Below are 14252 nucleotides of genomic sequence, written 5' to 3'. Positions count from 1 at the left end.
ATCAGCATTGCTGACTGCATGCTGACTACATCGCAGACTGCGCAGGGTAGCCACACCATGAGCTACTTGTGCAGCGGGCGCTAGCCTTGCCCCGGATTGGTAAATCCCACCAAAGCGCAATTCCCGCCGCGCACAGTCAGCACCGCTTAACCTGAAGGGTGGAGCCGCATACAATGCGGCTCCACCCTTTCAACTCCGCCGTCCGTGGACGGCACTTCACGGAAAGAGGAAGAATGCGCTCACGCCTCGTCCTTCCTGGCCCCCAACATCGCGGCCCCAAGTGGCGTCTTAACCGCCTTTCTCTTATTCCCGCACTCATGGCGATCGTTGGTTCTGCCATGTTCCTATACCCCGATGCTGCAGCCTGGGTCACGCAATACAACCAGTCGCAGATCATCGCCGTCTACGACGAGCAGGTGAACAACGCCGAACCAGAAGCAACCGAGCAAATACGCCAAGCCCGCCTCTATAACGAAGCCCTCAACGCCGGAGCCGTCCTCGACGCAAACGCGAACAAACCACGCGGTACCGGCACATCGGTCAACGACCTACTCGACTACGACCATCAACTCCGCGCCTCAGCAACGGGCCTCATGGCACGTATCCGCATCCCAAAAATCCACCTCGACCTGCCGATCTACCACGGCACCTCAGAACAAACCCTGCTCAACGGCGCCGGCCACCTTAAAGGCACCTCACTGCCCGTCGGGGGCATCGGCACCCGAACCGTCATCACCGCCCACCGCGGCCTGGCAGAAGCCGAAATGTTCACGAACCTGGACAAGGTCGGAGAAGGCGACACCTTCGTCCTTGAAGTGTTCGGCGAAGTCCTCACCTACAAAATCATCTCCACCGAAGTCATCGAGCCGGAGGCCACAGAAGCCATCCGCTTCCAAGAAGGCAAAGACCTCGCCACCCTCATCACCTGTACGCCCCTGGGGATCAACAGCCACCGTATTCTTGTCACCGGCGAACGAGTGCTGCCCACGCCGACAGAAGATATCGAGCAGCAAGGTAGCTCACCAGACGTCCCCTTCTTCCCCTGGTGGGCGGTATTCTTCCTCCTCAGCCTGTGCGTCATTGCGCTGTATGTATGGTGGGCTGGGCGCCCCATCGCGAAAGGCCGCCGTCAGAAGGAGGCGCGTAAAGCCTTGAAAAAGTCGCGATGACGCGGCTTTTCGGCAGGCCGTGCGACGCGCTTTTGCACGAACCACTGCGTAGGAACCATGAGGCGGGAAGCAGCGCGCCAGAACTATTGCAGAGGAACTATTGCCCAGGAACTAACGCACGGGAACCGCGTCAAGCAACTGGATATCACCTGAAGACGCAACGTATTCCTCAACGCGGTCTTGCGACCACGCTTGAGCAAGCCCAGCCAGAGCTTTCGCGTGAGGTAAAAGCACTGGCTCCCCGTGAGGTCCCACAGAAGGGCCGTCGATCGGCGCGGTTAAGAAGGCGATATGCCTGCTGCGCAACTGGTGGGATTCCAAAGCGAGGGCAAGAAGAGAATCGAAAGTAAGTCCCTGATCAAAAGCGGAATGAGCTAAGAAAGCCTCAACGATCTGGCCAAGCTGATGAGGGTCGGCAAGAAGATTCCGCTCCATAATGTTTCCAAGGATGGAGCGTATCCACACCTGTTGACGGCACACGCTTGCAATTTCTGCCTGCGCTGAGTCAGGGTGCTCGCGCACAAATCGCATAGCCTGCGCCCCGTCGAAGTGGCGCTCGCCGGCCGACGTAGAAATATCGACGCCGCCGATCACATCGGTAACCTCTGACAGGCTTTCAAAATCAATCACCGCAAAATGGTGGATAGGAATATTCATCAGATGGCGAACCGTCTGGATCAGAAGGTCGGCACCGCCACGGGGATAGACGGCGTTCAAGGGGCTGTCGCCCTCGCCGGGCACAGAAACTAGCAGGTCGCCGGGGAGGGACAACACCGATGCGCCACTGCGATCACCATTGAGTTGAAGCAGCATGATGACGTCGGAGCGTTGGGCACCCTCATGCCAGTCGCGCGGGTCGCTGCCGTGAAAGTGAGAGTCGGAACCGAGGATAAGGAAGTTGAGGGGGAGGGCGTTGCGCGCCCGCTCAAGCATGCTATTTTGCGGGGCGGGGCTAGCTCGCAGGGGCGGGTCATCAACCTTGACGGACAGGTGGTGGATTCGTGCATCAACCGAGTGGCGCAGGTAGGCGAAGGTGCCGTAGGTGATGAGGACAAGGCCCAGTAGCAGGACACCAACGGCGAGTACAGCATTTCGTGCAGAAGATGTCATGCGTATCAGTATGCCTACACGCTTGGCGAAGGATAGAGTGGGGCGTCCAATTGGGAACATGTCCAGCACAATATGCCTCTGACCTGCACTTATATGCGTTGCGCTGTGCTGTCGTGTGTGCAGTGAAGGTGCGTAGGGTCAGTAATCGTAGGGTCAGTAAATAGGATCGGAACCCAGTGTGCGAACGTCCTTGGAGGAGGCAACGAACTCTTTGACGCGGTCTTGGGCCCACGCTTGGCGCAGTTGGTCCATCGCCTCGCTTTTGAGGGTGAGAATTGATTGCCCGTCTGACGAGGTCGATGGCGGGTTCACGGGCGCGGTGAAAAAGACGATACCTCCGCGCTGGAGGGTGCGAGATTCCAAAGCCAGAGCAGTGAGCGAATCAAATGTCAGTCCTTCATCAACGGCGGAGTGAGAGAGGAGGGTGTGCAGCATGGCGTGGAGCGCTACGGGATCTTGAAGGGTTTTTTGTTCGAAGATGCCGTTCAGGAGGGCTTGAATCCAGGCCTGTTGACGGCGGACTCGATCAAGGTCACCGTTGGGAAGGGAATAGCGTTCGCGGACGAAAGCCAGGGCTTGGGTGCCGTTTAAATGCTGCGGACCAGAGGTGGTGTTAACCGTCACGCCGCCGATTTGATCGGTCATTTGGGCGAAACTCTCAAAGTCCACCACGGCGAAATGATGAATCGGAGAGCCAAGCAGGCCTTCGACGGTGCTGATTGTCAGTTCAGGCCCGCCAAGAGAGTATGCGGAATTGATCTTTCCTTCGCCGTGCCCAGGAATAGGGACCCACAGGTCGCGCGGTAGCGACATTACAGAGAGGCGTGAGCGATTGGCGCTGAGTTGGAGAACCATCATGACGTCGGAGCGTTGGGCGCCTGCATGCCAGTCGCTTGGATTACCGCCAGAAGATCGCGAGTCAGAGCCAAGGATGAGGAAGTTGAGGGTGTCATGGACGGCGGTCGGGGAGTGTGCGAGCGCTGATTGTGGAAGCTGGTCGGGGGTTGTCTCGATAGAAATGTGGCGAATCTGCGAGTCGATTGAATGGCGGAGGTAGGCAAAGGCGCCGCCAACAATCAGCAGGAAGGCAAGCGCAAGAATCAGCAAAGCCAAGACGAGGGAACGAATCCGACTGCTACGTGTTGAGGGGGCTTGTGCGCTCATGCGTTCAGTATGCACCCGGCTTGAGAGGATCCGGGTGCTAAAGCGTGTATGCGTGGTGTGATCCACATGATCCCTGCTTGAGTTGAGTGTCGAATGCCTGTTAGCCTTATCGAGCCAGAGACCGTCGGCATCCACTCGCGTGGATCGAAGAGCGAAAGCAACCGACGCAGGTGAGTGACTATCTGATGGAGAATGATCCGAAGATAGCGGGATTCTTGACGAGCCCAGCACGAGCCTGCGTGCTGGGCTTTTTGTTTACTTTCCGGCGGCACACACATTGGAAGGAGGACCATGGCGAGGTCTGACAAGGTGGCTGCTGTCGCCGAGCTCGTGGAGCGTTTCCGCGCAGCCGACGCAGTGCTGCTCACTGAGTACCGCGGCCTGACTGTTAAGCAGCTTAAGCAGCTGCGTCGCAGCCTGGGCGACAACGCGAACTACGCCGTGGTGAAGAACACGCTTGCTGCACTGGCGGCCAAGGAGGTCGGTCTCGACTTCCTCGCTGAGGACCTCACCGGTCCTACCGCTATTGCTTTCGTCTCCGGCGAGCCCGTTGAGGCTGCCAAGGCGCTGCGTGATTTTGCCAAGGAAAACCCTGCGCTGGTGCTGAAGTCCGGCGCTATGGACGGCGTTCAGCTGTCCGCTGAGGGTGTCAAGAAGCTTGCCGATCTCGAGTCTCGCGAGGTCCTGCTGGCCAAGGCCGCAGGCGCTCTCAAGGCCAAGGTCGCACAGGCGGCGTACGTTTTCAACGCGCTTCCGTCCAAGACGGTGCGCACCATCGATGCTCTGCGCGACAAGCAGGAGCAGGCGGCCTGACGCGACAGGCCCGGTCAGGTTTCGGCCTGACGGAACTCAAACCAATCTGCTCGCGTAGCAGGCCAAATAGGAAAGGATGCCAACCATGGCTAAGCTCTCCGCTGAAGAGCTCATCGAAGCTTTCAAGGAAATGACCCTCATCGAGCTCTCCGAGTTCGTTAAGCAGTTCGAAGAGGTCTTCGACGTGACCGCCGCTGCTCCCGCTGCTGTGGCTGTTGCTGCTGCTCCCGCCGCTGGCGATGCTGCTGCTGAAGAAGAGAAGTCCGAGTTCGAGGTTGTCCTCGAGTCCGCTGGCGACAAGAAGATCGCTGTTGTCAAGGTCGTCAAGAACCTGACCGGCCTGGGCCTGAAGGAAGCTAAGGACCTCGTCGACGGCGCTCCCTCCACCATCTTCGAGAACGCCAAGAAGGAAGACGCCGAGAAGGCTAAGGCTGAGATCGAAGAGGCTGGCGGCTCCGTCACCCTCAAGTGATTTCACCATCACTGAGTCTTTCGTGAGCACTGAGTGCTCTGTGAGGCCCGCGCGTGAAAACGCGCGGGCCTCACGCTTTTATATCGATATCCCAGGGGTGTGGGGCATGGCGTGCGGCCCGAATCCGAGCTAATCCACGCTAATCTTGCGCCGTGTTGTTAATCCTGCGCCGCGTGCGGGGCAGTTTTGACAACAAGACGCATATTTAGCAATGCGTGGGCGCCCATCGCCTTCAGCAAGTGAATCTGCACACACCCGGGGGGTGGGCCTACTTTCCGTGCGCCGGCTTGCCTATGATGAATAGTTGCGCCTCAGTGTGCCCGAGGTGACCTGTACCCATTTTGCCGTAAACAGCGCCGAGCAAATATAGGTACTCGTCAGTTAGGGGCCGTAGGCGTGTCCGCGCTGAAAAGTTTTCGCAGGGAAGGACCCCTTTTGGCTGCCAGTACTACTGCCAACCAGTCCAACACCCGCATTTCTTTCGCTAAGCTCTCCGAGCCATTGCAGGCACCGAACCTGCTGGGCCTGCAGATGGAAAGCTTCGATTGGCTGCTGGGTAACGACGCGTGGAAGGCGCGAGTTGAAGCCGCAAAGGCTGACGGTCGCGTTGACGTGCCCGACACTTCGGGCCTGGAAGAAATCTTTGCTGAGATCTCCCCGATTAAGGACCTCGCAGAGACCATGGAACTGTCGTTCCGTGACTACCGCCTTGAAAAGCCAAAGTACACGGTGGACGAAGCGAAGGTGAAGGACTACACCTATTCGGCCCCGATGTACGTCACCGCCGAGTTCATGAACTACGACACCGGCGAAATTAAGTCGCAGACCGTCTTCATGGGTGACTTCCCCCTGATGACCCCTCGCGGCACCTTCATCATTAACGGCACCGAGCGTGTGGTTGTGTCCCAGCTCGTCCGTTCCCCCGGCGTCTACTTCGAACGCACCTCGGACCGCACCTCGGATAAGGACACCTTCGGTGCCCGTATTATTCCCAGCCGCGGCGCTTGGCTTGAGTTCGAGATTGACAAGCGCGACTCGGTGGGTGTGCGTATTGACCGTAAGCGTAAGCAGTCGGTGACACACTTCCTTAAGGCAATCGGCATGACCGAGGGCGAAATCCGCGCCGAGTTCGCGGACTACCCCGTCCTGCTGGAAACCCTGGAGAAGGACACCGTCGACACCCAGGAAGCTGCTCTGCAGGATGTGTACCGCAAGCTGCGTCCGGGCGAACCCGCCAACGTTGAAGCCGCCCAGGTGCTGCTCAACAACTTCTACTTTGATTCCAAGCGCTACGACCTGGCAAAGGTTGGCCGCTACAAGATCAACAAGAAGCTGGGTATTGAAGCCGACCCCAAGGCCTCGGTCCTGTCCCTGGAAGATATCGTTGCCACCATCAAGTACCTGCTGGCACTGCATAAGGGTGACAAGACCTTCGCTGGCGTCCGCAATGGAGAGCCCGTGCAGGTCCGCGTCGAAACCGACGATATTGACCACTTCGGCAACCGCCGTATCCGCGCTGTTGGTGAACTGATCCAGGCTCAGGTTCGTACCGGTCTGTCGCGTATGGAACGTACCGTCCGTGAGCGTATGACCACTCAGGACGCTGACGCCATCACGCCCCAGTCGCTGATCAACATCCGTCCCGTTGTGGCCGCAATCAAGGAGTTCTTCGGAACTTCGCAGTTGTCGCAGTTCATGGACCAGAACAACCCCCTGGCTGGCCTGACGCATAAGCGTCGTCTCTCGGCTCTGGGCCCCGGTGGTCTGTCTCGTGACCGCGCTGGCATGGAAGTGCGTGACGTTCACCCCTCGCACTACGGCCGTATGTGCCCGATTGAAACCCCTGAAGGCCCCAACATTGGTCTGATTGGTTCGCTCGCAACCTTCGCGCGCATCAACCCCTTCGGTTTCATCGAGACCCCCTACCGTGTGGTGCGCGACGGCAAGGTGACCAACGAGGTTGCTTACCTGACCGCTGACGACGAGTTCACTCACTACATCGCTCAGGCTTCTTCGCCTGTGAACCCTGATGGTTCCTTCGCTGAAGAGTTCGTTCTGTGCCGTGTGGCTGGTGAAGACCCCTCGCTGATTGCGCGCGACCGCGTGGACTACATGGACGTCTCTGCACGTCAGATGGTGTCCGTTGCAACCGCGTTCATCCCCTTCCTTGAGCATGACGACGCTAACCGAGCCCTCATGGGCGCGAACATGCAGCGTCAGGCCGTGCCGCTGCTCACCACCGAGGCCCCCCTCGTTGGTACCGGTATGGAACGCCGCGCCGCTACCGACTCCGGTGAAATGGTTCTCGCTTCGCGTTCCGGTGTGGTCACCGAGGTTTCCGCTGACCTCATTGTTGTTACCACCGACGAGGGCGGGCGCGACTCCTACCGCCTGGAGAAGTTCGAGCGCTCCAACCCCGGTAACTGCACCAACCAGCGTGTCATCGTTGACGAGGGCGACCGCGTGGAAGCAGGCGACGTCCTCGCTGACGGCCCAGCTACCGACAACGGTGAAGTGGCTCTGGGTAAGAACCTCCTCGTGGCCTACATGTCCTGGGAAGGTCTGAACTTCGAGGACGCCATCATCCTGTCTCGCCGCGTTGTGGAAGAGGACATTCTGACCTCCATCCACATCGAGGAATACGAGGTTGACGCCCGCGAAACCAAGCTCGGTGAAGAAGAGATCACCCGCGACATTCCCAATGTCTCGGAAGAATCTCTTGCTGACCTGGACGAGCGCGGCATTATCCGTATTGGCGCTGAGGTCACCGCCGGCGACATCCTCGTCGGTAAGGTCACCCCCAAGGGCGAAACCGAACTCACCTCTGAAGAGCGCCTGCTGCGCGCCATCTTCGGTGAGAAGGCACGCGAGGTGCGTGACACCTCCCTGCGTGTCCCTCACGGTCAAGAGGGCATCGTCATCGGTGTGCGCGAGTTCAACGATGACGAGGACGACCTCACCCCCGGCGTGCGCCAGACCGTGCGCGTGTACGTGGCTCAGCGCCGCAAGATCACCATCGGTGACAAGATGGCTGGTCGCCACGGTAACAAGGGTGTTGTTTCTAAGATCCTGCCCGTGGAAGACATGCCCTTCCTCGCTGATGGCACCCCGGTTGACATTATCCTCAACCCCCTGGGTGTTCCCGGCCGTATGAACGTCGGCCAGGTGCTTGAGTACCACCTGGGCTGGCTGGCCAGCCAGGGTTGGGATGCCACCGCAGCCGTTGAAGCCGGTGAAGAGTGGACTCGCTTCCTGCCTGAAAACGGCGTGAAGGCAGAGCCTCGTTCTCTGGTTGCTACCCCCGTCTTTGACGGTCTTGAGGCTGACGAGCTTGCAGGTCTGCTGCGTTCGGTTAACCCCAGCCGTGACGGTGAGTACCTCACCAATGACGAGGGTAAGGCCATGCTCTTTGATGGCCGCTCCGGTGAGCCTTTCCCGTACCCCATTGCTGTGGGCTACGCCTACATGCTTAAGCTGCACCACCTTGTTGACGACAAGATTCACGCACGCTCCACTGGCCCTTACTCCATGATTACGCAGCAGCCTCTGGGTGGTAAGGCCCAGTTCGGTGGCCAGCGTTTCGGTGAAATGGAAGTGTGGGCCCTGGAGGCTTATGGCGCTGCCTACGCCCTTCAGGAGCTGCTGACCATCAAGTCCGATGACACCACCGGTCGTGTCAAGGTCTACGAGGCCATCGTTAAGGGCGAGGACATTCCCGAGCCCGGTATTCCTGAGTCCTTCCGAGTCCTCATCCAGGAAATGCGTTCGCTGTGCCTGAACGTCGAAGCTCTTGACGCTGCGGGTAACACGATCGACCTCAAGGATGAAGACGACGACTTCAATGCGCGCGAGGATCTGGGCGTCTCTTTGGACGCCCGCCCGAACGCTGCGGCGACCATCGACACGATCTGATAAGGAGCAAAGACTTTGCTGGACGCCAAGACGTTCGACTCCCTCCGGATCACCCTTGCGACCTCTGAGGACATCGCAGGCTGGTCTCATGGTGAAGTCAAGAAGCCTGAAACCATTAACTACCGTACGCTCAAGCCTGAGCGTGACGGCCTTTTCGGCGAGCAGATTTTCGGTCCCACCCGCGACTGGGAGTGTGCTTGCGGTAAGTACAAGCGTGTCCGTTACAAGGGCATCGTCTGTGAAAAGTGTGGCGTGGAGGTGACCCGCTCGAAGGTCCGCCGTGAGCGCATGGGTCACATTGACCTGGCTGCCCCCGTCACCCACATCTGGTACTTCAAGGGCGTGCCCTCCCGTCTGGGCTACGTTCTGAACCTGGCTCCGAAGGACCTGGAAAAGGTCATTTACTTCGCTGCCTACATGATCACTGAGGTGGATGAAAAGGGCCGTGATGAGGACCTTGCCGATCTGCGTGGTGAGCTTGAGGTGGAAAAGGGCCACCTTGAGAACCAGATGAATACTGCTCTGAATGCGCGCGCTGAGCGTGCCGAGGCGACCGTGGCCCAGCTTGAGGCTGAGGGTGCTAAGCCTGCTGAGCGCGAGAAGGAACGTAAGACTGCTGAGCGTGAAATGGCTCAGATTCGTCGCCGTTTCGAAGCTGACATGGAGCATCTGGAGGCTGTGTGGGAGCGTTTCAAGGACCTTAAGGTTGGTGACCTTGAAGGTGATGAGCGCCTCTACCGTTCGATGATGCTGCGCTACGGCACCTACTTCAAGGGTGACATGGGCGCTGCCGCCATTCAGAAGCGCCTGCAGAACTTCGACATTGAAGGCGAGGTGGAAAACCTCCGCCGTGTGATCGCCTCTGAAACGGGCCCGCGTAAGACCCGCGCTATCAAGCGCCTCAAGGTCATTAACGCGTTCGTTGCGACGGGTAACGCCCCTGAGTCGATGGTTCTGACCACCATTCCGGTGATCCCGCCGGATCTGCGCCCCATGGTGCAGCTTGATGGTGGCCGCTTTGCGACCTCCGACCTCAACGACCTGTACCGTCGTGTCATCAACCGCAACACCCGCCTCAAGCGCCTGCTTGAGCTGGGTGCTCCTGAGATCATCGTCAACAACGAAAAGCGTATGCTCCAGGAGTCTGTGGACGCCCTCTTCGATAATGGACGCCGTGGTCGCCCTGTTGCGGGTCCCGGTAACCGTCCCCTGAAGTCCATTTCGGACATGCTCAAGGGTAAGCAGGGTCGTTTCCGTCAGAACCTGCTGGGTAAGCGCGTTGACTACTCGGGCCGTTCGGTTATCGTTGTTGGCCCGCAGCTCAAGCTCCACCAGTGTGGTCTGCCTAAGCAGATGGCTCTGGAGCTCTTCAAGCCTTTCGTGATGAAGCGCCTCGTTGAGAAGAACTTCGCCCAGAACGTCAAGGCTGCTAAGCGTAAGGTTGAGCGCCAGCGTCCTGAGGTGTGGGACGTCCTCGACGATGTCATTCGTGAGCACCCGGTGTTGCTCAACCGCGCACCTACGCTGCACCGTTTGGGCATCCAGGCCTTCGAGCCTCAGCTTATTGAAGGTAAGGCCATCCAGCTTCACCCGCTGGCCTGTGCTGCTTTCAACGCTGACTTCGACGGCGACCAGATGGCAGTTCACCTGCCCCTGGGTGCTGAGGCGCAGGCTGAGGCTCGTATCCTCATGCTTTCGACCAACAACATTCTCAAGCCTTCCGATGGCCGCCCCGTGGCAATGCCCTCGCAGGACATGATCATTGGTCTGTTCCACCTGACCTCTGAGCCTGATCCGATGGTTGAGGTTGAGGTTGACGCTGAGGGCAACGAGGTGATTCCTTCCTTCACCTCCGCTGCTGAGGCTCGCATGGCTTTCGATAATGGTGATCTGCACCTGAATGCGAAGGCTCGCATCCGCTTCACTGACATTGTTGCTCCTGAAGGCTGGGAAGCTCCCGAGGGGTGGACTGAGGGTGATCCGATCACCCTGGTTACCTCGCTGGGCCGCACCATCTTCAACGAGACTCTGCCGATCGACTACCCCTACGTCAATGAGGTTGTCGGCAAGAAGCAGTTGGGGACGATCGTCAATAACCTGACTGAGCGTTACCCGAATGTTTTGGCTGCGGATTGCCTTGATGCTCTGAAGTCTGCCGGTTTCCACTGGTCGACCTGGTCTGGTATCACCATTGCCTTCTCTGACATTCAGGCCTCTCCCCGCAAGGAAGAGATTCTGGCTCGTTACGAGGCTCGCGCTGCCGAGATTCAGGAGCAGTTCGACATGGGTCTGATCGTCGAGCAGTCTCGCTACGACGAGCTCGTTGACCTGTGGCTGAAGTGCACCGAAGAGGTTGCAGCCGATATGAAGGCGAACTTCGATGAGCGCAACACCGTGTTCCGCATGGTGTCCTCCGGTGCTCGTGGTAACTGGTCGCAGGTCCAGCAGCTTGCTGGTATGCGTGGCCTGGTGTCTGACCCGAAGCAGAAGCTCATTGAGCGCCCGATTAAGGCCAACTACCGTGAAGGCCTGACGGTTCTGGAGTACTTCATCGCAACCCACGGCGCCCGTAAGGGTCTGGCTGATACCGCTTTGCGTACGGCAGAGTCGGGTTATCTGACCCGTCGTCTGGTTGACGTGTCGCAGGATGTCATTGTCCGCGAGGCCGACTGTGGTACCCGCGGTGGGCTGAAGATTCAGATTGCTGAAAAGACCGAGGACGGCACCTGGATGGCGTTGGAGACCAACGAAACCACGGCTTACGCTCGTACTCTGTCGCGTGATGCTGTGGCTGAGGATGGCACCGTTGTTGCCACCGCAGGCACTGACCTGGGCGATCAGCTTCTGGCTGAGCTTGTGGCTGCAGGCGTTGCTGAGGTTCACTGCCGTTCGGTCCTGACCTGTGAATCTCAGGTTGGTACCTGTGCCACCTGCTACGGCCGCTCTCTGGCTACCGGTAAGCAGGTTGATATCGGTGAGGCTGTTGGCATTATTGCTGCTCAGTCCATTGGTGAGCCTGGCACGCAGCTGACGATGCGTACCTTCCACACCGGTGGTGCTGCTTCGGCTGCTGACATCACCCAGGGTCTGCCTCGTGTGCAAGAGCTCTTCGAAGCCCGTACACCTAAGGCTGAGGCGAAGATGAACGAGGCCGCCGGCCGCGTCCACATTGACGATGATGATCCTGCAATCCGTCGCGTGGTGATTACCCGTGATGATGCGAAGGAAGATCTGGTCATTGAGGTCTCGCGCCGCCAGAAGCTGCTGGTTTCTGAGGGCGAGCACATTGAGGCTGGCACTCCGCTGACCGAAGGCCAGCTCGATCCCAAGGAAGTTCTGCGCATCATGGGCCGCAATGTGGCTCAGAAGCAGCTTGTGGACGAGGTGCAGAAGGTCTACCGCGATCAGGGCGTGGGTATCCACTCCAAGCACATCGAAGTGATCGTTCGCCAGATGCTGCGCAAGGTCACCATCCTTGAGCCCGGCGACACCAACTTCATGCCTGGTGAGCTGGTTGACCGCATGGCCTACCTGACGCAGAACCGTAAGGTGGCTGCCGAGGGTGGCCAGCCCGCTTCGGCACGTCAGATGCTCATGGGTATCACCAAGGCCTCGCTGGCTACCGACTCGTGGCTGTCTGCCGCATCCTTCCAGGAGACCACGAAGGTCCTCACCGAGGCTGCGATGAACGGCAAGTCAGACTCGCTGCTTGGCCTGAAGGAGAACGTCATCCTCGGTAAGCTCATCCCGGCTGGTACGGGTCTGGCACGCTACAACCGCGTGCTGGTGGAGCCCACCGCCGAGGCGATGGCGAACTCCAACTACTCAGAGATGGACTTCCAGGACGGCGAGGTGTCCGAGGACTTCCTCAATGCCCTGGGCAGCATTGACTTCGGAATGCCTTTCCGTGGCTGAGGCTGATTGATCTGCAGTGGTGGGCGGTGCGCATGGCGCACCGCCCACCACTGTTTTTCGTCGAAACCTTACTTTGTGTACGAAATGGGGGGTCCGGAACCTATAATTTCGTGCACAAAGTAAGGTTTCGACGGGGGGAAGAAGAGTTATCCACAGATCTGTCGCATCGCTTTGATGAAGGCGCTCTGCTCGCTCAAATAGAAAGAGTAGAAAGGCAGGCAATCAAAGAGGACGGCCATGAAACACACCGATCTGATGGAGGTTGTTGTAAGAAATCTCGTGCGCACCGGGCGTCGCCGACGCTCGGCCTTGCAGGCCGAACCCTCGCAAGGCCAGGTGGTGCGCATCATGCGCGGCTACGCGTTGCACACCCGGGCCTTCGCTGCCGCTGAGAACGTCTATCAAGAGCGCCAGATCGTGCAACTTGCCAGAGCAGTGGCTGTTCAAGAGCGGCACGACGGAAGCCTTATCGCGGGGCCGACAGCGCTCCTCACGCATGGCATCGACCACTGGCAGGCAGAGCGGCTGCCGATATACCTGCAGGTCGATCACGCCAATCCCTACAACAAGGACCTCTTTACTCATGTAACGACACCGCGCAGCAACCACATCCCCGCGGTGCCCCTCAAGCTGACGATCCTTGGGCGTGCTCGTCAAACGACGCAGCTGCAAGCAGGTGTCCCGTGTGTCGACCCTCTGACTGCGGGAGTGCAAAGCGTGCGGCTCTTGCCTGACGAGTGCGGATTCGTCGCGTTCATGATGGCTACGCAGGCAGTGGTGAGAACGGACCGTTGGGATCTTGAGGCAACGCGTTCCCGTTTGGCCCAGCTGCAGGAGGTCTGCCTGGAGGAGTGCTGGGAACTGCCCCGCCGTGCGCGGGGTCGCGCCCGTTACTTCACAGCGAGTCGACACATGGCGCATCCAATGGATTCGGTTTTTGAAGCTCGCATGGCATGGCTGCTGTGCACGGCAGGGCTGGACGAGTATGTCACGCAGTATGAGATGCGCGTCGCGGGAGCTCGGTACTTCCTTGACTTCGCCTTCCCGGAGTTCCAGGTTGCCGTCGAGCCTGATGGGCGCGCAAAGTTTGGCGTGACGCTGCAGGAGGTACACGAGGCACGCGAGGCGTTGGAGTATCGCCGTGAGGCGATCGAGCGAGCCGGGTGGATCGTTGTGCGAGTTGCCTGGGGAGAGCTTGCAGTATCTCAGGCGCTGGAAGGTCGTATTCGTTCGGCACTTGCCCGTGCTGGGCGACGCTAGGGGAGGTGCTTTGCGAGGTCGGCGTGCTGTGAGTGCTCGTGCCGCCCACCACCCTCGTCGAAATCTCGTGTTGTGCACGAAACTATAAGTCCCGGACCTCCATTTTCGTGCGCAAAGTAAGGTTTCGACGGGGAAGTGAGGGAATGAGGAAGGAGAGGTGCGGACGGGGGAGCGTCGGACATGAGCAAGTGTGGCGGAGGATACGCCCTGTAAGCAAGCCTTTGCATTGACGAGCCTTCTGCGCTCCACGTAGACTGTTACGCGGTATCTAGGGCTCTGCCCGGATTCCTCTTTAGTCGCACCACTCGCTTTCGTGTGGTGGTGCTGACTGCGGGCTCCCTCCGTTGGAGCTCCGGGCGTCATTCTCTGACCCGCATGGCTCTTTTCCAGTGTGGTTATCATGGCGCGTCGGCCCCTGACGGACACCCGTGCGTCAA

At 59.1% G+C, this 14252-nt stretch carries 8 protein-coding genes; 6 read left to right on the top strand and 2 right to left on the bottom strand.

What is annotated here, in order from left to right; genetic code table 11:
* The first annotated feature begins 233 nt into the window (after window positions 1-233).
* Window positions 234-1169 carry a class C sortase gene (locus EII11_RS05170; protein ID WP_124869576.1) on the top strand — a complete coding sequence of 312 codons (936 nt, stop codon included), beginning with the start codon at window positions 234-236 and terminating at the stop codon, window positions 1167-1169.
* Between the two features lie 111 nt (window positions 1170-1280).
* Here EII11_RS05170 and EII11_RS05165 read toward each other — a convergent pair whose 3' ends face one another.
* The gene (locus EII11_RS05165; protein WP_165867071.1) at window positions 1281-2279 is read right to left on the bottom strand and encodes an LCP family protein; all 999 of its coding nucleotides are present in this window, start codon (window positions 2277-2279) and stop codon (window positions 1281-1283) included.
* A 153-nt stretch (window positions 2280-2432) separates the two neighbouring features.
* Complete coding sequence (locus tag EII11_RS05160) at window positions 2433-3443, bottom strand: LCP family protein (protein ID WP_124869571.1); 1011 nt, start codon at window positions 3441-3443, stop codon at window positions 2433-2435.
* Window positions 3444-3734: 291 nt separating this feature from the next.
* Between EII11_RS05160 and rplJ the strand changes: the two genes are divergently transcribed.
* The 5 genes from rplJ (at window position 3735) to EII11_RS05135 (ending at window position 13815) form a co-directional block, all read left to right on the top strand.
* Window positions 3735-4256: a 50S ribosomal protein L10 gene (gene rplJ, locus EII11_RS05155; RefSeq protein ID WP_124869568.1), complete on the top strand. Its 522-nt coding sequence runs from the start codon at window positions 3735-3737 to the stop codon at window positions 4254-4256.
* Window positions 4257-4341: 85 nt separating this feature from the next.
* Window positions 4342-4728, top strand: coding sequence for a 50S ribosomal protein L7/L12 (gene rplL, locus EII11_RS05150; protein WP_124869565.1), 387 nt, complete (start codon window positions 4342-4344; stop codon window positions 4726-4728).
* 435 nt (window positions 4729-5163) lie between these two features.
* Window positions 5164-8640 carry a DNA-directed RNA polymerase subunit beta gene (gene rpoB, locus EII11_RS05145; RefSeq protein ID WP_124869563.1) on the top strand — a complete coding sequence of 1159 codons (3477 nt, stop codon included), beginning with the start codon at window positions 5164-5166 and terminating at the stop codon, window positions 8638-8640.
* Between the two features lie 15 nt (window positions 8641-8655).
* On the top strand, window positions 8656-12555 hold the full coding sequence (locus tag EII11_RS05140) for a DNA-directed RNA polymerase subunit beta' (protein WP_124869560.1): 3900 nt from the start codon (window positions 8656-8658) through the stop codon (window positions 12553-12555).
* A 237-nt stretch (window positions 12556-12792) separates the two neighbouring features.
* Window positions 12793-13815 (top strand): hypothetical protein, encoded by a 1023-nt coding sequence (locus EII11_RS05135; protein ID WP_124869557.1) that lies wholly within the window; start codon window positions 12793-12795, stop codon window positions 13813-13815.
* Window positions 13816-14252 lie beyond the last annotated feature (437 nt).

It is taken from the genome of Schaalia canis, assembly GCF_003858455.1.
Classification (GTDB): domain Bacteria; phylum Actinomycetota; class Actinomycetes; order Actinomycetales; family Actinomycetaceae; genus Pauljensenia; species Pauljensenia canis.
Note: the sequence above shows the minus strand (reverse complement) of the source record. Positions and strands in the feature narration are given on the sequence as shown.